At 70.0% G+C, this 16569-nt stretch carries 18 protein-coding genes; 5 read left to right on the forward strand and 13 right to left on the reverse strand.

Translation table 11 applies throughout. The features are described 5' to 3' along the window. Positions 1-13: 13 nt before the first annotated feature. The 6 genes from cbiE to ACIRP7_RS15840 all read right to left on the reverse strand — a co-directional run bounded on the left by cbiE (position 14) and on the right by ACIRP7_RS15840 (position 5762). A complete protein-coding gene (gene cbiE, locus ACIRP7_RS15815; RefSeq protein ID WP_403658763.1) occupies positions 14-1225 on the reverse strand; it encodes a precorrin-6y C5,15-methyltransferase (decarboxylating) subunit CbiE in 1212 nt (403 codons plus the stop codon). Between the two features lie 119 nt (positions 1226-1344). Continuing rightward, the gene (locus ACIRP7_RS15820) at positions 1345-1983 is read right to left on the reverse strand and encodes a GNAT family N-acetyltransferase (RefSeq protein WP_403658766.1); all 639 of its coding nucleotides are present in this window, start codon (positions 1981-1983) and stop codon (positions 1345-1347) included. A 157-nt stretch (positions 1984-2140) separates the two neighbouring features. Beyond that, positions 2141-2971: a MetQ/NlpA family ABC transporter substrate-binding protein gene (locus ACIRP7_RS15825; protein ID WP_403658769.1), complete on the reverse strand. Its 831-nt coding sequence runs from the start codon at positions 2969-2971 to the stop codon at positions 2141-2143. Between the two features lie 67 nt (positions 2972-3038). Next, on the reverse strand, positions 3039-3764 hold the full coding sequence (locus ACIRP7_RS15830; protein ID WP_403658772.1) for a methionine ABC transporter permease: 726 nt from the start codon (positions 3762-3764) through the stop codon (positions 3039-3041). Continuing rightward, positions 3761-4792 carry a methionine ABC transporter ATP-binding protein gene (locus ACIRP7_RS15835; RefSeq protein ID WP_403658775.1) on the reverse strand — a complete coding sequence of 344 codons (1032 nt, stop codon included), beginning with the start codon at positions 4790-4792 and terminating at the stop codon, positions 3761-3763. Before ACIRP7_RS15835 ends, ACIRP7_RS15830 begins: the two co-directional genes overlap by 4 nt. 319 nt (positions 4793-5111) lie before the next feature. Further along, positions 5112-5762, reverse strand: coding sequence for an HAD family hydrolase (locus ACIRP7_RS15840; RefSeq protein WP_352390032.1), 651 nt, complete (start codon positions 5760-5762; stop codon positions 5112-5114). A 69-nt stretch (positions 5763-5831) separates the two neighbouring features. Here ACIRP7_RS15840 and ACIRP7_RS15845 point away from each other — a divergent pair, with 69 nt between their 5' ends. After that, the gene (locus tag ACIRP7_RS15845) at positions 5832-6191 is read left to right on the forward strand and encodes a hypothetical protein (protein WP_403658778.1); all 360 of its coding nucleotides are present in this window, start codon (positions 5832-5834) and stop codon (positions 6189-6191) included. Continuing rightward, positions 6172-6597, forward strand: a complete 426-nt coding sequence (locus ACIRP7_RS15850; protein WP_403658781.1) for a hypothetical protein — start codon at positions 6172-6174, stop codon at positions 6595-6597. Before ACIRP7_RS15845 ends, ACIRP7_RS15850 begins: the two co-directional genes overlap by 20 nt. Before the next feature lie 70 nt (positions 6598-6667). Here the strand turns inward: ACIRP7_RS15850 and ACIRP7_RS15855 are convergent, their stop codons facing one another. From ACIRP7_RS15855 to ACIRP7_RS15865, 3 genes are all read right to left on the reverse strand, one after another. Continuing rightward, entirely contained in the window at positions 6668-7165 is a 498-nt protein-coding gene (locus tag ACIRP7_RS15855; protein ID WP_352390035.1) for a GNAT family N-acetyltransferase, read from the reverse strand. A gap of 45 nt (positions 7166-7210) precedes the next feature. Then, positions 7211-7717 carry an RNA polymerase sigma factor gene (locus ACIRP7_RS15860; RefSeq protein WP_403658785.1) on the reverse strand — a complete coding sequence of 169 codons (507 nt, stop codon included), beginning with the start codon at positions 7715-7717 and terminating at the stop codon, positions 7211-7213. Between the two features lie 74 nt (positions 7718-7791). Continuing rightward, positions 7792-8961, reverse strand: a complete 1170-nt coding sequence (locus ACIRP7_RS15865; protein ID WP_403658788.1) for a glycerophosphodiester phosphodiesterase — start codon at positions 8959-8961, stop codon at positions 7792-7794. Positions 8962-9332: 371 nt separating this feature from the next. Between ACIRP7_RS15865 and ACIRP7_RS15870 the strand changes: the two genes are divergently transcribed. Beyond that, positions 9333-10004, forward strand: coding sequence for a lysophospholipid acyltransferase family protein (locus ACIRP7_RS15870; RefSeq protein WP_403658791.1), 672 nt, complete (start codon positions 9333-9335; stop codon positions 10002-10004). A gap of 75 nt (positions 10005-10079) precedes the next feature. Here the strand turns inward: ACIRP7_RS15870 and ACIRP7_RS15875 are convergent, their stop codons facing one another. The 4 genes from ACIRP7_RS15875 to argH form a co-directional block, all read right to left on the reverse strand. Continuing rightward, a complete protein-coding gene (locus ACIRP7_RS15875) occupies positions 10080-11603 on the reverse strand; it encodes an MFS transporter (protein ID WP_403658794.1) in 1524 nt (507 codons plus the stop codon). Continuing rightward, positions 11600-12166, reverse strand: coding sequence for a TetR/AcrR family transcriptional regulator (locus ACIRP7_RS15880; protein WP_403658797.1), 567 nt, complete (start codon positions 12164-12166; stop codon positions 11600-11602). The genes ACIRP7_RS15875 and ACIRP7_RS15880 overlap by 4 nt, the downstream gene beginning before the upstream one ends. Positions 12167-12249: 83 nt before the next feature. Next, positions 12250-13221 carry an aldo/keto reductase gene (locus tag ACIRP7_RS15885; RefSeq protein WP_403658800.1) on the reverse strand — a complete coding sequence of 324 codons (972 nt, stop codon included), beginning with the start codon at positions 13219-13221 and terminating at the stop codon, positions 12250-12252. A 129-nt stretch (positions 13222-13350) separates the two neighbouring features. Next, positions 13351-14775, reverse strand: coding sequence for an argininosuccinate lyase (gene argH, locus ACIRP7_RS15890; protein WP_403658803.1), 1425 nt, complete (start codon positions 14773-14775; stop codon positions 13351-13353). Between the two features lie 196 nt (positions 14776-14971). Here argH and ACIRP7_RS15895 point away from each other — a divergent pair, with 196 nt between their 5' ends. Both ACIRP7_RS15895 and ACIRP7_RS15900 read left to right on the forward strand, forming a co-directional pair. Continuing rightward, complete coding sequence (locus ACIRP7_RS15895) at positions 14972-15859, forward strand: hypothetical protein (RefSeq protein WP_403658806.1); 888 nt, start codon at positions 14972-14974, stop codon at positions 15857-15859. Between the two features lie 121 nt (positions 15860-15980). Then, on the forward strand, positions 15981-16568 hold the full coding sequence (locus ACIRP7_RS15900; protein WP_403658809.1) for a pyridoxamine 5'-phosphate oxidase family protein: 588 nt from the start codon (positions 15981-15983) through the stop codon (positions 16566-16568). Position 16569: the final 1 nt, after the last annotated feature.

Below are 16569 nucleotides of genomic sequence, written 5' to 3' on the forward strand. Positions count from 1 at the left end.
ACGACCGGCGGTGTCAGGCCGTACGGTCCGGGAGCACCCCGCTGAGCAGGAACGCGACACTCCGCTCCGTCTCCGTCCAGGCCCGGGTGTCGAGTTCGACGGACTGGAGGAGGGCGCACTCGACGCGGTAGCCGTGTTCGCTGAGGTCGCGGCCGACGAGTTCGGCTTCGTCGCGGGTGGCGGCGTGGGCGACGATGCGCTGCGGACGCCGGTCGGCGACCGCGGAGACCACGGCCACTCCCCCGCCGCCGACGCGGACGACGTCGGGTTCGGGAAGGTTCTCCAGGACGTGCGGGGCGGTGCCCGCGACGATCTGGACCTGGACTCCGAAGGCGCGGGCATTGGCCTCGGTGCGCTCACAGGCCCTCAGGTCGCGGTCGACGGCGATGACGGCGGCCCCGGCCCGGGCGGCCTCGGTGGCGAAGGCGCCGCTGCCGCAGCCGATGTCCCACACGAGGTCGCCGACGCGCGGTCCCAGCCGGGCGAGTTGGGCCGCGCGCAGCGGTTCCAGTTCACCCTCGCCCATGAGACCGCCGTAGGACTCGGCGGGCAGGGTCCAGCCGCGCGGCCCGACGGCCGGGTCGCGGCCGGCGATCCAGCCGCCGTCCTCCGTCACGGCCGCGGTGCCGCCGATGACGATGACGAGGTTGGGGTCGCGCCAGGTGTGGTCGGCGGCCTTGTCGGAGGTGACGACGGTGACCTGTTCGCGGTCGGTGCCCAGTTCCTCGCAGATGACGAAGGTGCGGTGGACGCCCTCCATCAGCAGGCCGAGTTCGGCGGGTCCGGCGCCGGGCGAGGTGAGGACGGCGACCTTGGTGTGGGCCCGGCACACGTTGACCGCGCGTCGCAGGGTGCGCGGGTGTGCGACGACCACCTGGGCGTCGTCCCAGGTCATACCGGCCCGCGCGAAGGCGGCGGCGACCGAGGACACGCCGGGGACGACCTCGACCTCCAGGCCGAACTCGGGTGCGCGCAGGGCGCGTACGACTCCGAAGAACCCGGGATCGCCGTCGGCGAGCACGACCGCGGTGCCGCGGTGGCCGGTGATACGGCGGGCGGCGAGGGCGACGCTGCCGAGGCGGACGCGTTCGGCGCCGGGCGGAACCTCGGGGAGTGCCAGGTGGTGGGCGGCACCCGCGACCAGCGTGGCGGCGCCGAGGGCGGAGCGTGCCGCTGCGGTCAGCGGCGAGCCGTCCCAGCCGATCACCGTGACCCGGTCGGCCATCGTCTCTCAGTCTCCAGAGGTGTGCGCAGGTTGTCGTCGGTGGGCAGCCCGCGGGCGGCTTGGTGAGGGTACCCGCTGCGCCCCGGAAGCGTTTTCGCCGCCCTGAGTCCGGATCCGGTTCAGTTCCAGTCGGAGTACGTCGTGAAGCCGTCCGTGTCGGCCAGCTGATCGTCCGCGCCGTCGAGGTCCTCGGGCAGCAGGCTCCACACGATGAAGTCGGTGCGGACGTCGCTCCAGGTCCCGTCGTCGGCGCGGACGTGCGCTATACAGGCGCCGCGCAGGACACCTTCGCTGATACAGCCGATCTTCTGGGCGACCTGCTGGGAGGCGGTGTTGTCGGCCGCGGTGCGCAGCTCGATCCGCTCGAACTTCTGGTCGGTGAACAGCCACTGGGCGGTGGCGAGCGCGGCCTCGGAGGCGTAGCCCTCGCCGCGGGCCCAGGGGGCGATGATGTACGACAACTCCGTGGAACGGACGTGCCAGTTGGTTTTGGCGAGCTGGACGACGCCGACCAGACGCTGGGTCAGGAACTCCGTGACGGCGAAGGCGATTCCGCGGCCGGCCTCCCGTTCGGCCGGCGCGTACCGCGTGATCCAGCCGCGCGCCTGGTCCTCGCTGTAGGGCTGGGGCACGTCGGTCCAGGCCCCGACCTGCTCGTCGTTCATCATCTCGGCCAGCGCGGGCACGTCGTCCTCGTCGAGGGGGCGCAGCACCAACCGCTCCGTGCTGATGGAGATGTTGGGGAAGGTGCCAGTCATGCGCCACTCCGTAGCCGTCGGAAAACCAGCAGGGCCTGCTGAACTGCCCAGCATGCAGCATGAAGGCACCGAACCGCATCACGGGGCCCACCCATGGTGAGCGAGTGGACCCCGTGCGTGGCGATACGTCGTATACGCGTCGGTAGCCCTACGCCGTTCAGAAGGACGGGATGACGGAACCGGCGTACTTGTCCTGGATGAACTTCTTGACCTCGGGGGAGGTGAGCAGCTTGGCGAGCTTCTTCACGCGCGGGTCGTCCTCGTTGCCCTCCTTGACCGCGAGGAAGTTGCCGTAGGGGCTGTTCTTCGCGGACTCCAGGACGAGGGCGTCCTTGGCCGGCTTGAGGTCGGCGGAGATGGCGTAGTTGCCGTTGACGACCGCCGCGTCCACGTCGTCGAGGGAGCGCACGGTCTGGGCCGCCTCGACCTCCTTGAACTTCAGGTTCTTCGGGTTCTTGGCGATGTCCTGCGGGGTCGCCTCGCTGCCGGCGCCGTCCTTGAGCGTGATCAGCCCGTTGGCGGCGAGCAGCTTCAGGGAGCGGGCCTCGTTGACGGCGTCGTTCGGGACGGCGACGGTCGCGCCGCTCTTCAGGGCGTCGGCGCTCTTGACCTTGTGGGAGTAGAGGCCGAGCGGCTCCAGATGCACGGTGACGACGGGCACGATGTGCGTGCCGCGCTTCTTGTTGAAGTCGTCGAGGTAGGGCTGGTTCTGGAAGTAGTTGGCGTCCACCGAGCCGTCCTCGGTCGCCGTGTTCGGCACGATGTAGTCCTGGAACTCCTTGACCTCCAGATCGAGGCCCGCCTTCTTCGCCAGGTGCTCCTTGACGTAGTTCAGGATCTCGGCGTGCGGAGTGGGGCTCGCGGCGACGACCAGGGGTCCGCTGGTGTCGGAGGCCGAGTCCGAGCCGGACGAACCGCAGGCACTGAGCCCGAAGGTGAGCGCTCCGGCGGCGAGGACAGCGGTGGTGAGCTTTGTGGCGTTACGCACGAAAAGTGCCTTTCCTTTTGGGTGCAGCGACCCCGTGTTCGGGTGCACGGGAAAATCGGGGGGTGTCTCAGACGGTCTTGGTGTCCGCCGTGGAGGCCTTCAGCAGCCGCAGCTTCGGCGCGGGGCCGGAGCGTCCGCCGCGGCGGTGCAGCGAGCGGGCCGCGTAGTCGCCGGCGAACTGGATGAGCGAGATGACGACGGCGAGGATCGCGACGGTGATCCACATCAGCTGGGTCTCGAAGCGCTGGTAGCCGTAGCGGATCGCGATGTCGCCGAGGCCGCCGGCGCCGACCGTGCCGGCCATCGCGGAGTAGCCGATGAGGGCGACGATCGTGGTGGTGGTGCTGGCGATCAGCGAGGGCAGGGCCTCCGGGACGAGGACCTTGCGGACGATCGTCCATGTGTTGCCGCCCATCGACTGCACGGCCTCGACCAGACCGCCGTCCACCTCGCGGACAGCGGTCTCGACGAGGCGCGCGAAGAACGGGATCGCCCCGATGGCGAGCGGCACGATGGCGGCCTCGCGGCCGATGGTCGTCCCGGTGATCGAGCGGGTGAAGCCCATCAGCGCGACCATGAGGATGATGAACGGCATCGACCGGGCGACGTTCACGACCTGGCCGATGACCTTGTTCGCGACGACGTTCTGGAGGAGCCCGCCCCGGTCGGTGAGGACGAGCAGCACACCGAGCGGCAGGCCGCCCACGACGGCGATGACCGTGGACCAGCCGACCATGTAGAGCGTGTCCCAACACGCCTGCTCCAGCAGGGGCCGCATCTCGGACCAGGTCACTTGGCACCTTCCTTCACCAGCTGGGGCTCGCCGACCACGTCGATCTGCAGGCCCTTTTCGCGCAGGAAGCCGACGGGCACGACGTTGTCCTCGTAGCGGCCGGGCAGTTCGATGCGCATCCGGCCGACCTGGAGGCCGCCGACGGTGTCGATGGCGGCACCGAGGATCGATATGTCGATGTTGTAGGTGCGCGAGAGCTGGGAGATGACGGGCTGGGTGGCCGCCTCGCCCTGGAAGGTGACGTCGAGGACGGTCCGGTCCTCGCCGGTGGCCTCGCCGCCGACGGGGAAGAGGGCGGAGGCCAGTTCGGAGCCGGGGGTCGCGAGCAGTTCGCTGACGGTGCCTGACTCGACGATGCGGCCGTTCTCCATAAGGGCCGCCGAGTCGCAGATCGACTTCACGACGTCCATCTCGTGGGTGATGAGCAGGACGGTGAGCCCCAGCTGCCGGTTCAGGTCGCGCAGCAGCTGGAGGATCGAGCGGGTGGTCTCGGGGTCGAGGGCGCTGGTGGCCTCGTCGGACAGGAGCACCTTGGGGTCGCCGGCCAGGGCGCGGGCGATGCCGACGCGCTGCTTCTGGCCGCCGGAGAGCTGGGCCGGGTAGGCGCCGGCCTTGTCGGCGAGTCCGACGAGGTCCAGCAGCTCGAGTGCCTTGCGGGAGCGCTCCTTGCCGGAGGTGCCGAGGATTTCGAGCGGCAGCTCGACGTTGTCCCGGACCGTGCGGGTGGAGAGCAGGTTGAAGTGCTGGAAGACCATGCCGATACGGCTGCGCGCCTGCCGCAGCTCCTTGCCGGCGCGCGGACCCCGGCCCGCGAGGGCGGTGAGGTCCTGCCCGTCGACGGTCACGGTGCCGGCGGTGGGGCGCTCCAGCAGGTTGACGCAGCGGATGAGCGAGGACTTACCGGCGCCGGACTGTCCGATGACGCCGTACACCTCGCCTTCGCGGACGTGCAGATCGACGCCGTCCAGGGCGGTGACCTCACGGCCGCGCGAGCGGTAGACCTTGGTCAGGCCTGTTGTCGTGATCACTGGGTTTCCGTCACTGTCGAGTACCCGGGCGTGGGTGTGCCCTGGTACGGGAGAGAAGTCCTGCGCGGGCACATGGGTCACGTACGGAGTTCACGGCGTACGGACGTGCCGGGGCGGCTCGCTTCGGGGCGCGAGGCTCGGGAGGTGGTGCGGGGGCCCTCTAACAGGAGCACATTCGACACATACAACGAGCACCGGGCGTCATGGTCGCCTCGGTCGCAACTGTGCGGCAGCTCGTCGTGGTCATGCGATCAGTAAAGCAGACGTATGGGAGCGACCAAGAACTCCCTGTCCGAATGACGGACAGCGGTGGACAGGTTCAGGACCGGACGGAGATCTCCACGTTCCGTGCGGTCACCAGTGCCGACAGGGCCGACAGGTTCTCGACCACCAAGTCGGCGTCGAGCTCGTGTGCCTGATGGGTTGTGGTCAACGCCACGGTGGTCATACCGGCGGCGCGGCCGGCGCGCAGGCCGGCGGGGGCGTCCTCGAAGACGACACAGCGGGCCGGGTCGACGCCGAGTTCGCGGGCGGCGAGCAGATAGGGCTCGGGGTCCGGCTTGCCGCGGGTGACGTCGTCGGCGGCGACCATCGTCTTGGGGAGGATGCCGACCGCTTCGAGGCGGGCCTCGGCGAGCCTGCGGGTGGCGGAGGTGACGACGGCCCAGCGGTCGGCCGGCAGGGAGCCGAGGAAAGCTGTGGTCCCGGGCAGCAGATGAACGCCGCCGTTGGGTACGTCCTCCACCTCCAGCTGTTCGATCCGCGCGAGGGCCTGCGGCACGACGTCGGCGGGGAGCAGGTCGGCGGCTATCTCCACGGCCGGGCGTCCGTGCAGTTCGACCCGGGCGAACTCCTCTGCGGTGATGCCGTACTCCTCGGCCCAGCGCGTCCAGCAGCGGTCGACGGATGCGAGGGAGGAGACGAGGGTTCCGTCGTTGTCGAACAGGAGGGCTTCGGCATGGATCTTCATGTCCCCGACCCTACGGTGCCGTGCGGGGGCGGCCGCATCAGGCCTTTTGGACCGTAATAGGCTCGCCGCATGTTTGATGCCCTGACGCTGGTGACCGGCGTCGCCGCGCTGCTGCTGGCCGCCTGGTGCGGCTGGGCCGCCTACCGTGATCAGCCGACGAAGGACTGGCACTTCATCGGGATGGCCGTGGTGTCGGCGCTGGCGCTGGTCCAGCTGGTGGTCGGGATCGTGCAGCTGGCGCGGGGCGAGAAGCCGGAGCAGGGGACGACGATCTTCGTCGCCTATCTGCTGGGGGCGTTCGCGTGTGTGCCCGCGGCGGGGTTCATGTCGCTCGCGGAGCGGACGCGGTGGGGATCGGTGACGGTTGCCGCCGGCGGTGTGGTGCTGGCCGTTCTGGAGGTGCGGCTCTATGACATCTGGGGAAGCTGACGTGAGCCGACGGTTGACCAGCGGGCCGGGGACGCTGCTGGTGTGGTTGTACGGCGTGATGGTGGTGGGGGCGGTGTCGCGGTCGGCGGTGCAGATCTCCACCGAGTTCGACCGGGCACCGCTGGCCTATTCGCTGTCTGCCGTTGCGGGCGTCGTGTACGGGTTCATCACGTACTCGCTGGTGCGCGGTGGAGAGACGGCCCGCAAGGCGGCGCTGGTGTGCTGTGTGGTGGAGCTGCTGGGTGTGCTGACCGTGGGCACGTGGACGCTGGTGGAGCCCTCTGCGTTTCCGGATGCGACCGTGTGGTCGGACTTCGGGATGGGGTATTTGTTCATCCCTGTGCTCTTGCCGCTTTCCGCCATTTACTGGTTGCGGAAGGGTGCGCCCACGGGGGATGCCGCCTGAGGTCTTCGGGCGGCATCCGGTCAGCCGTGGCTGGTCGCGCAGTTCCCCGCGCCCCTAAAGGCAAAAATCCTCAAGCCGTTGCCGCGTATGTGCCGGCCGGCTTCTCCAGGACGATCATCGGGACCCCGTCCGCACCCTCCGACGTGCCCACCGTCTGGTAGCCGACCTTGCGGTAGAGGCGGAGGTTGCCCTCGCTGCGGTGGCCGGTGAAGAGGCGGAAGCTGGTGGCGCCCCGTTCGTCCGCCAAGGCGGCCTCGGCCGCCCTGAGCAGGCGGGCCCCGATGCCGTGGCCCTGGAGGCGGGGGTGGACGCAGAGTTTGCCGATGGCGGCCGAGCCGTCCTCGGTGACGCGGCCGCGGACCGAGCCGACCACCTCGTCTCCCAGGCGGGCCACGAAGACACAGTCCGAGGTCACCTCCGCGCGGACCGAGTCCAGGCTCTGGACGAGCGGATCGATGCGGTAGTTGCCGTACAGCGCCGCCTCACTCTGGAAGCACAGGTACTGCAGCCTGAAGATCTGCTCCGCGTCCTGCTCGGCCGCCGCAGAGATGGTCACGCTCATGCCCATGTGCGCACGCCTCCCGCTCACCTGATCGCCTGTTGTCCCCCACTCCTATCCCCGCACCCGGCGGGCCGCAACCTCCGGTGGGAGCAATCGGCGAAGACATCCCAGACATCTGGAACGTTCCGGACCCAGACTGCCCTGTGAGATACCCAACTCCCCCGCGATCTCCCGGTAGGTGAGGTCCTTCGCGGAGAGGAGCGCCGCCACGAGCGCGGGGCAGCGACCGGGCAGCCGGCGCACCGCGTCGTGCAGGGCCCGGCGCCGGGCGGCGGCGAGGGCGAGCTGCTCGGGCGTGCGGTCGTCCTCGGCCGCGGGTTCGGTGACGTACGGCTGCTCCCGACGCGTCGTACGACGGCTGCGGCGGGACTCGGAGCGGACGGCGCGGCGGAGCCAGCCGGACGGGTCGAGGGGCGGCCCCTGGGTCTCCAGGTGCTCGAGGAGACGGAGCCAGACCGCCTGCTCCAGATCGGCCGGTTCCGTACCGGAGGCATGTGCCTCCGCGGAGGCCTCGGCGGTGAGCAGCGGGCGCAGGGCGGCGACCAAGTCGTGCGTCATATGCGGTACGACCCGGCCGCCCGGGCCGTGGGTTGCCCGGGCGGCCGTAAGTCACCCCATCGGGGTCTGTCGGCTCAGGCGTTGACGAAGTCCTCGCGGGCGAGGTGGCCGGTGTCCGGGTTGTCGGTGAAGACGCCGTCGATGCCGGTGGCGAAGTACCGCTTGAAGGCGCCGAAGACGTCCCCGTAGGCGTCCGCGTCGGTGCCCTTGCGGTACTCCGTCGGCAGGAAGGGGTTCTCGTTGCGCATGGTGTAGGGGTGCAGGACCAGCCCCACCTTGTGCGCGTCGGCGACCAGGGAGGTCTCCTTGTCGAGGCTGCCGTCCGCCTTCTTCGTGATGACGAGGTCGAGGGTCGGGCCGATGCCCTGGGCGTAGCCCGCGATCTCCCTGAGGCCCTTGGGGGTGATCAGGTCGGCGACGGTCCGCGGGTCACCGGTCTCCACGAAGTCCCAGGGACGGCTGGCGGCGGCGGACAGGAGCACGACCAGTGGGTTGTCGACGAGCTTGTTCAGGCGCTGGATGCTGGTCGGCTCGAAGGACTGGAGGATCACCGGGGAGTCGCGCCTGTCCTTGCCGTGCTTGCGCAGCAGCTTCGCGACCCGCTCCTCCAGGCCCAGGCCGAGTCCCCGGAAGTAGGTGGGGTGCTTGGTCTCGGGGTAGATCCAGACCTGCTTGCCGCGCTTGCGGGTCTGCTCGTCCTGCCACTTCAGGACTTCCTCGAAGGTGGGGATCTCCCAGCGGCCGTTGTAGAGCGTGTTGTGCGGGCGGTTGGCCGGGATGCGTTCGATCGCACGGAGCGTCTTGAGCTCGGCGAGTGTGAAGTCCTCGGTGAACCAGCCGGTGGTGGAGACGCCGTCGAGGAGCTTGGTCCTCCTGCGGTCGGCGAACTCCTTGTGGTCGGCGACATCGGTCGTGCCGCCGATCTCCGGTTCGTGGCGGCAGACGAGATGGCCGTCCCTGGTGGGGACGAGGTCGCCGGCCTCGACGATGTCGGCGCCCAGGTCGAGGGCGAGCTGGTAGGAGCCGAAGGTGTGCTCGGGGCGGTAGCCGCTGGCACCCCGATGGCCGATGACGGTCGGCACCGGCAGGCTCTTCAGCCCGCCGCCACCGTGCCCGGCGGATCCGGCGGTCGCGGCTCTCGCCGTCCCGGACAGACCCAGGACCGCTCCCCCGGCGCCGAACATCGCGGCCCCGAGAAGTGCGCGCCGTCCGGTGCCGTCCGTGTGCTCGTCCTGCGATCCCATGGGGACCCCTCCTGCCGTCGCCTCTTCGCTGCGGGCCGATCGTAGGTCCGGGTCCATGACGGGCGGGAGACCTCCGGCGGAACACGCGGGTGACAGGGGATGTCGCATGGGAACAGATGTCTGATGGTTCGTCGGCTTCATGGCGGAGACCCGGGGTACGCGTCCACCCGGGCGACCTCCGTCACATCGTTCCGCCCGGGTTTCCGGGAGGCAACGGGGCCCATCCGCAGGTAAACGAGTGTCAACAGTGCGTAAGACCTCGGTGAACCCCGAGCGCCCGATGTGCACGATCCCCCGAGCCGCGAGTAATGTCCTCACCTGCACAGACTCATACAGTTTCCCTGGCCGTTCTCTTGACTCCGGAGGGCCCGTTGTCCCGCTTCGCGCTCATCAAGGCAGTGCTCGGACCGATCATGCGCCTGATGTTCCGCCCACAGGTGGAGGGCGTGGAGCACATCCCGGGTGACGGTCCCGTCATCCTGGCCGGCAACCACCTCACCTTCATCGACTCGATGATCCTTCCGCTGGTCTGCGACCGGCAGGTGTTCTTCATCGGCAAGGACGAGTACGTCACCGGCAAGTCCCTGAAGGGCCGTCTCATGGCCTGGTTCTTCACCGGCGTCGGCATGATCCCGGTGGACCGCGACGGCGGCCGCGGCGGCGTGGCCGCGCTGATGACCGGGCGCCGGGTCCTGGAGGAGGGCAAGGTCTTCGGGATCTACCCCGAGGGAACGCGGTCGCCCGACGGCCGGCTGTACCGGGGGCGTACGGGTATCGCCCGTCTGACGCTGATGACGGGTGCGCCGGTCGTCCCCTTCGCGATGATCGGCACGGACAAGCTGCAGCCGGGCGGGTCGGGGATGCCGCGGCCCGGGCGGGTCACGGTCCGGTTCGGCGAGGCGATGGAGTTCTCGCGGTACGACGGGATGGGCCGGGACCGCTATGTGCTGCGGGCCGTGACGGACTCCGTGATGAGCGAGGTCATGCGGCTGTCGGGGCAGGAGTACGTGGACATGTATGCGACGAAGGCGAAGGCCGCGTAGCGGTTCGTTGGCGGATGCGGCGCCGTGGGGGCTTGTCGCTCCCACGGCGCCGCACATCTGTATGGGCCCGCTCTCCTAAAAGCCCTTGTCCAGCCGTTGGCCCCGCAGCATGAACCAGGCCGCCAGCGCCGTTGCCAGGAGTACCGCCGCGCCTGCGCCTGCCGCGATCGTGAGGCCCTCGACGAAGGACTCCCGGGCCGACGTCAGCATGGCCTGTGCCCCGTCCGACGACATTCCCCGCGCCGCCTCCACCGCGCCGCCCAGGGACTCGTGCGCCTCCGTCGGGGTTCCGGCCGGGGCTGCGAAGCGCCGGTACACGCCCGTCACGATCGAGCCCAGTACGGCGATGCCGAGGGCCGCACCCAGTTCGTACGCCGTCTCCGAGACCGCCGAGGCGGCTCCCGCCTGTTCCTTCGGGACGCTGGACAGGATCACGTCCGCCGTCACCGTGAACGAGAAGCCCGCGCCCACGCCGACCACCAGCAGGGCGGCGCCCAGCATCGGGTAGGCCGTGGACCGGTCGAGCAGGGTCAGTGAGGCCAGGGCCAGGCCGATGGCGGCAAGCCCCCCGGAGACCACCGCCCGCACCGAGTACCGGCGGGCCACCGTACCCGCGACCAGACCCGCCGCCACCGCTCCCACCGCCGCCGGGAGTTCCGCCAGGCCTGCCTCCAACGGGCCCCTGCCCTGGACGAGTTGGAGGTACTGGGAGAGGAAGAAGACCAGCCCTGAGAGGCCGAGGATGGTCAGCAGGTCGGCCAGGACGGCGCCGCTGAAGCCGCCGTTGCGGAAGAGGCGCATGTCCAGGAGGGGGGCCGGCAGGGTGAGTTGGCGGCGAACGAAGCTGTACAGGGCTGCTGCTCCCAGGACGCCCGCGGCGACCGGCTCCCAGCCGATGCCGTGTGCGGCGGCCTCCTTGACGGCGTAGACCACCGCGATCACGCCGACCAGGGACAGCGCCACACTGGCCATGTCCCAGGGCCCCGGGTTCGGATCGCGGGACTCGGGCAGGAACTTGATCCCGACGAGGACCAGGACCGCCATCACCGGCAGGTTGATCAGGAAGACCGAGCCCCACCAGAAGTGTTCCAGGAGGAAGCCGCCGACGATCGGGCCGATCGCCGTACCGGCGGAGGCGGTCGCGCCCCAGATGCCGACGGCGAGGCTGCGCTCGCGCGGGTCGTGGAAGAGGTTGCGGATCAGGGCCAGGGTGGCGGGCATCAGCGTCGCGCCGGCGACACCGAGCAGCGCCCGGGCCAGGATCATCAACTCCGGTGTCGTCGCATAGGCGTTGAGGACCGATATCGCGCCGAACGCCGTGGCGCCCAGCAGCAGGATCCGCTTGCGGCCGATGCGGTCGCCGAGGCTGCCCATCGACACCAGCAGGCCGGCGATGACGAACGAGTAGACGTCACCGATCCACAGGAGCTGGGTACCGGTCGGCCTGAGGTCCTCGCTGATGTACGGGGTCGCGAGGCCGAGAACGGTCGCGTCGACGGCCACCAGCAGCACGGCGAGCACCAGGACGGACAGCGCGAGCCAACGGCCGGGGCGCTTCACCGCCTCGGTCGTGGTCGCCGGCTGCAGGGTGCTGGTCATGATTCCTCTCTCGGTCGTGCGGGATGACGCAGTGCGCCGCCGAGCAGCAGCTCAACGGTCATGTGGTGGAAGTCCTTGGGGGCGCCCTTGCCGCTCTGGAGCATCCAGACGGCGGAGGCGAGCAGGCCGAACAGGGCCTCGGTGAGCCAGGCGGGCGTGAGGTCGATACGGAACTCGCCGTTCTGCTGGCCGCGGCGGAACAGTGCGGAGATGCGGGCGTCGATCCGGGCCCAGCCGTCGTTCTGCTCCTCGCCCTCGAACAGCTGGTTCTCCGTGTAGAGGAAGGCGAGGAGTCCGGCCGCGGACTCGATCTCGCGGACCAAGCGCCGTACGGCCTCGCTCGCCGGCCCCTCCTCCGGGCGGGCGGCCTCCAGCGCCTTCTCGCACTCCTCGATGCCGAGCGCTTCCAGCGCCCGCACCAGCGCGTCGCGCCCGGCGAAGAGGCGGTGCAGCGTGGCCCGGCTGATCCCGGCGGCCTTGGCGACCTCGTCCATGGTCGCGGTGGATTTGCGGGTCAGCAGGGCCGCGGCACTGCGCAGCACGTGGTCACGGTCGACAGCCATGAGACAACTATAGGCCACGTGAGACATTCTTGTCTCATATCGCGCATGGCTGTCTCACCTGCGACTGTTGGTCAGCGGTTTTGTCAGTGCCAGGGCAGCTGGGCGCGGCGCTCCCAGTACGCGCCCGGCTCCTCCGCCAGCGCCGCGAGCCGGGACAGCTGCTCGTCGTCCAGGTCCACGACGGCCGCGTGCAGGTTGGAGGCGAGCTGGCTGGTGGTGGCGGCTCCCGAGAGGACCACGCCGGCCCAGGGCTGACGGAGGACCAGACCGAGGGCTACGGCGTCACAGCCCAGGGACGTCTCGGCTGCCACGGCCTTCAGCGCGTCCGGAGCGTGCGGTTCGGCGAGCCTGCCGTTGGCCATGCCCTCCTTGACGATCACCGTGAGGCCGGCGGCGTGGGCCTCGGCGAGGGCGGGGGCGGCCGAGGTCTCCAGGGCGTTGTACGTCGACTGGACGGTGCGGAAGAGGGGCTCTCCGTCGACGGTCACCTCCAGTGCGGAGCGGATCGCTTCCGCCTGGGCGGGGCCGCTGGTCGAGAAGCCGATGGTGGTGCCCTGGGCGGCCGCCTCGGCGAGCCTCGCGTGGAGGTCCTTGTCGGTGAGGGCCGGGCTGTCCGGGGTCACCGAGTGGATCTGGTAGAGGTCCAGGCGCTCGCCGAGCAGTTCGGCGGTCTCGGCGCGCTGACGGTCGTACGTCCGAACGCTGTGGTCCTTGATCTCGTGCTTCTCGGCGTCGGTGGTCCAGTCGGCGGTGTAGGTGTAGCCCCACTTGCTGCCGACGACCACGTCGTCGATGTGCGGGTTCCCGGCGAGCCAGTCCGCGATGAACTCCTCGGAGCGGCCGTAGGAGCGGGCCACGTCGAAGTAGCGGACGCCCTGGACGTAGGCGGCGTCGAGGAGTTCGTGGGTGCGGGTGCGCAGCGTCTCTACGCTGCGGTCGTCTCCGAGGTCTTCCTCCCGGCCGAGGTTGATGTAGCCGGGGCGTCCGACTGCGGCGAGGCCGAGGCCGATGTGGCAGGTGGGGGTGGTGGCGGTGGCAAGGCGAGCGAAGGGCATACCGACAACGTAGCTCGGGATGCCCGTTCGCCTCAGGGGGTGGGTCCTACGGTGCGTCGGCGGGTGCGGCGGCGACGTGGCTGGTCGCGCCCACGCGGCGGAGCCGCAGAACGGTACAGCCCCGCGCCCCTAACGGCGTTCTGCCCACTGGTGTTGAGCAGCGAGGTCCGCCTTCACCTCTGCCAGTTGGACCGCCACCGCGCTCGGGGCCGTGCCGCCCCTGGCGTTGCGGGAGGCGAGCGCGCCGGGGACGTTGAGGACCGTGCGGACCTCCGGAGTCAGGTGGGCTGAGATCTTGGCGAACTGCTCGTCCGTCAGGTCGTTCAGTTCCTTGCCCTCGGCCTCCGCCGCCTTGACGCACTCGCCGGCGACCTCGTGGGCGACGCGGAAGGGGACGCCCTGCCTGACCAGCCACTCGGCGATGTCGGTGGCGAGGGAGAAGCCCGCCGGGGCCAGTTCCTCCATGCGGTCGCGGTTGACCGTGAGGGTCGCCATCATCCCGGTGAACGCGGGAAGCAGGACCTCCAGCTGGTCGCAGGAGTCGAAGACGGGCTCCTTGTCCTCCTGGAGGTCACGGTTGTAGGCGAGGGGCAGGGCCTTGAGCGTGGCCATCAGGCCCGTCAGGTTGCCGATCAGGCGGCCGGACTTGCCGCGCGCCAGCTCCGCGATGTCCGGGTTCTTCTTCTGCGGCATGATCGACGAGCCCGTGGAGAACGCGTCGTGCAGGGTCACGAAGGAGAACTCCTTCGTGTTCCAGATGATGATCTCCTCGGCGATCCGGGAGAGGTTGACGCCGATCATCGCGGTGATGAAGGCGAACTCGGCGACGAAGTCGCGGGAGGCCGTGCCGTCGATGGAGTTGCCGACGCTGCCGTGCTCGAAGCCGAGCTCCTTCGCGACCGCCTCCGGGTCAAGGCCCAGGGAGGAACCGGCCAGGGCGCCCGAGCCGTACGGCGACACAGCCGTGCGCTCGTCCCACTGGCGCAGCCGCTCCGCGTCCCGGGACAGGGACTGGACGTGGGCCAGGACGTGATGGGCGAACAGCACCGGCTGGGCGTGCTGGAGGTGGGTGCGGCCGGGCATCGCCACGTCCGGGTGGGCCTCCGCCAGACCGACCAGCGCGTCCTGGAGCTCGGCGATCAGACCGCCGATGATCCGGGCGTGGTCCCGCAGGTACATGCGGAAGAGGGTGGCGATCTGGTCGTTGCGGGAGCGGCCGGCGCGCAGTTTGCCGCCGAGGTCGGGGCCGACGCGCTCCAGGAGGCCCCGCTCCAGGGCGGTGTGGCAGTCCTCGTCGGCGATCGTGCCCACGAAAGAACCGTCGGCCACGTCCGCTTCGAGCTGGTCGAGCCCGGCGAGCATGCGCTGGAGCTCGTCCTCGCTCAGCAGGCCCGCCTTGTGCAGCACGCGCGCGTGGGCACGCGAACCGGCGATGTCGTACGGCGCGAGCCGCCAGTCGAAGTGGACGGACGCGGACAGCTTCGCCAGCGCCTCGGCGGGACCGTCGGCGAAACGACCGCCCCAGAGCCGGACGTCACCGCTGTTGCTGCTCACTTCGTTGCTCCTCACCGCTGCACTCAACGTCATGCATGATTATGCAGAGTCCTGCATGATTCGTCAATCCGGGGTGCGGGTGGCGAGGAATTTGCGCTCCCTTTGAACACGGGAAACCGCTTGCCCGTACTTCCCGCCGAACGCAGGCGCCGCGTTTGTCAAGAAGACCACTCCCGACCCCGAGTGAGGCATCCGCATGTCCAGGGCTCTTCCGAAGTACAACAAGCGCCGCGTGGCGATCATCGGCGGCGCCGCCGCCGTGGCACTGACCGGGGCGATCGTCGCCGGTACCGCCCTCGCCGGGGAGACCTCCAAGGGCAGCACCGCCACCGCCCGCACGCTGGCCGACGCCGGCAGCATCACGTGCCCGGACGTGGCCTCCCAGCTGCCCGCGATCCCCGCCAGCGCCCAGGCCGAGGTCGACCGCAACCTGACGCTGCTGCAGACCCAGATCGCCGAGGCCAACAAGCGCCTCGTCGACACGGTCGGCCAGGGCGGACCCAACTTCGTCCAGAACGCCATCCTCGGCCCGCTGGCCGACAAGCGGAAGTCGACCATCGACCGCATCGCCATCTCCATCGGCCGTACCGCGGAGAAGCCGCAGGGCCTCGACTCGCTGGCCACTTGCGCCCTCAACGCCGGCGGCGCGGCCGACACCGGTGCGGGCGCGGGCGAGGAGGCCGGGGCCGGCGCGGAGGCGGGGGCCACACCGGGCGAGACGGCCGGCGCCGAGGAGACCGGGAACGCGGGGAACGCGGGGAACGCGGGCGACGCGGGTGAGGCCGCCGGCGCGGGCGCCATCTCCTGCCCCGACGTGGCCTCCCAGCTGCCCGCGATCCCCGCGACCGCGCAGGCCGAGGTCGACCGCAACCTGACGCTGCTCAACACGCAGATCGCCGAGGCGAACAAGCGGCTCGTCGACACGGTCGGCCAGGGCGGACCCAACTTCGTCCAGAACGCCATCCTCGGCCCGCTGGCCGACAAGCGGAAGTCGACCATCGACCGCATCGCCACCTCCATCGGCCGTACCGCGGAGAAGCCGCAGGGCCTCGACTCCCTGGCCGCCTGCACGCTCACCAAGTGACGTGACAGGCGCTGTGGCCGCCCCGTGTGAGCGCCGACCGGGGCGGCCACGGGCGTCGTCAGGCAAGTCGACGCCCGAATTCCTTAGACAGGCGAAAGGTCTGCGCTCATAATCCTTAGACATGGGAAAGACTTATGAGCGCATAGACGGCCGGCTCCGCTCCTTCATCGAGGCGCAGCCCCTCTTCTTCACCGCGACCGCTCCCCTGTCGGGCGACGGCACGGTCAACCTCTCCCCCAAGGGGCTGCGCGGCTGTTTCGCGGTCCTCGACGAACTCACCGTGGCCTACCTCGACTTCGCCGGGTCCACCGCCGAGACGGTCGCGCATCTGCGGGAGAACGGCCGGATCACCCTCATGTGGTGCGCGTTCCAGGGGCCGCCGAACATCGTCCGGGTGCACGGCCGCGGCGAGCCGGTCTTCCGGGACGATCCGCGCTTCAAGGAACTGCTCGCGCACTTCCCGGACATCGACCCGTCCCTGCACGGACTGCGGGCGATCGTCGTCGTGACGGCCGAACTGATCCGTGATTCCTGTGGTTACGCGGTGCCGTACATGGCGTACGAAGGCGACCGCGAGCTGCACGGCAAGCGGTTCGCGCGCGAGGACGACGAGTCGCTGAGCGCCTACTTCGCCAAGAAGGACCACATCGCCACGAGCCTGGACGGACTGCCCGGGCTGCCGTTGCCGTTGCCGCCGTCCGCGGTCTGAC

Origin of the sequence: Streptomyces sp. NPDC102270 (assembly GCF_044766405.1) — a bacterium.
Classification (GTDB): Bacteria; Actinomycetota; Actinomycetes; order Streptomycetales; family Streptomycetaceae; genus Streptomyces.

Excerpts from the sequence above, each read along its gene's own strand:
- ACIRP7_RS15820 (WP_403658766.1), bottom strand. The coding sequence starts at position 1,983 with ATGACTGGCACCTTCCCCAACATCTCCATCAGCACGGAGCGGTTGGTG.
- ACIRP7_RS15895 (WP_403658806.1), top strand. The coding sequence starts at position 14,972 with ATGTCCAGGGCTCTTCCGAAGTACAACAAGCGCCGCGTGGCGATCATC.
- ACIRP7_RS15845 (WP_403658778.1), top strand. The coding sequence starts at position 5,832 with ATGTTTGATGCCCTGACGCTGGTGACCGGCGTCGCCGCGCTGCTGCTG.
- ACIRP7_RS15865 (WP_403658788.1), bottom strand. The coding sequence starts at position 8,961 with ATGGGATCGCAGGACGAGCACACGGACGGCACCGGACGGCGCGCACTT.
- ACIRP7_RS15875 (WP_403658794.1), bottom strand. The coding sequence starts at position 11,603 with ATGACCAGCACCCTGCAGCCGGCGACCACGACCGAGGCGGTGAAGCGC.
- ACIRP7_RS15900 (WP_403658809.1), top strand. The coding sequence starts at position 15,981 with ATGGGAAAGACTTATGAGCGCATAGACGGCCGGCTCCGCTCCTTCATC.
- ACIRP7_RS15880 (WP_403658797.1), bottom strand. The coding sequence starts at position 12,166 with ATGGCTGTCGACCGTGACCACGTGCTGCGCAGTGCCGCGGCCCTGCTG.
- cbiE (WP_403658763.1), bottom strand. The coding sequence starts at position 1,225 with ATGGCCGACCGGGTCACGGTGATCGGCTGGGACGGCTCGCCGCTGACC.
- ACIRP7_RS15860 (WP_403658785.1), bottom strand. The coding sequence starts at position 7,717 with ATGACGCACGACTTGGTCGCCGCCCTGCGCCCGCTGCTCACCGCCGAG.
- ACIRP7_RS15885 (WP_403658800.1), bottom strand. The coding sequence starts at position 13,221 with ATGCCCTTCGCTCGCCTTGCCACCGCCACCACCCCCACCTGCCACATC.
- ACIRP7_RS15840 (WP_352390032.1), bottom strand. The coding sequence starts at position 5,762 with ATGAAGATCCATGCCGAAGCCCTCCTGTTCGACAACGACGGAACCCTC.
- ACIRP7_RS15855 (WP_352390035.1), bottom strand. The coding sequence starts at position 7,165 with ATGGGCATGAGCGTGACCATCTCTGCGGCGGCCGAGCAGGACGCGGAG.
- ACIRP7_RS15850 (WP_403658781.1), top strand. The coding sequence starts at position 6,172 with ATGACATCTGGGGAAGCTGACGTGAGCCGACGGTTGACCAGCGGGCCG.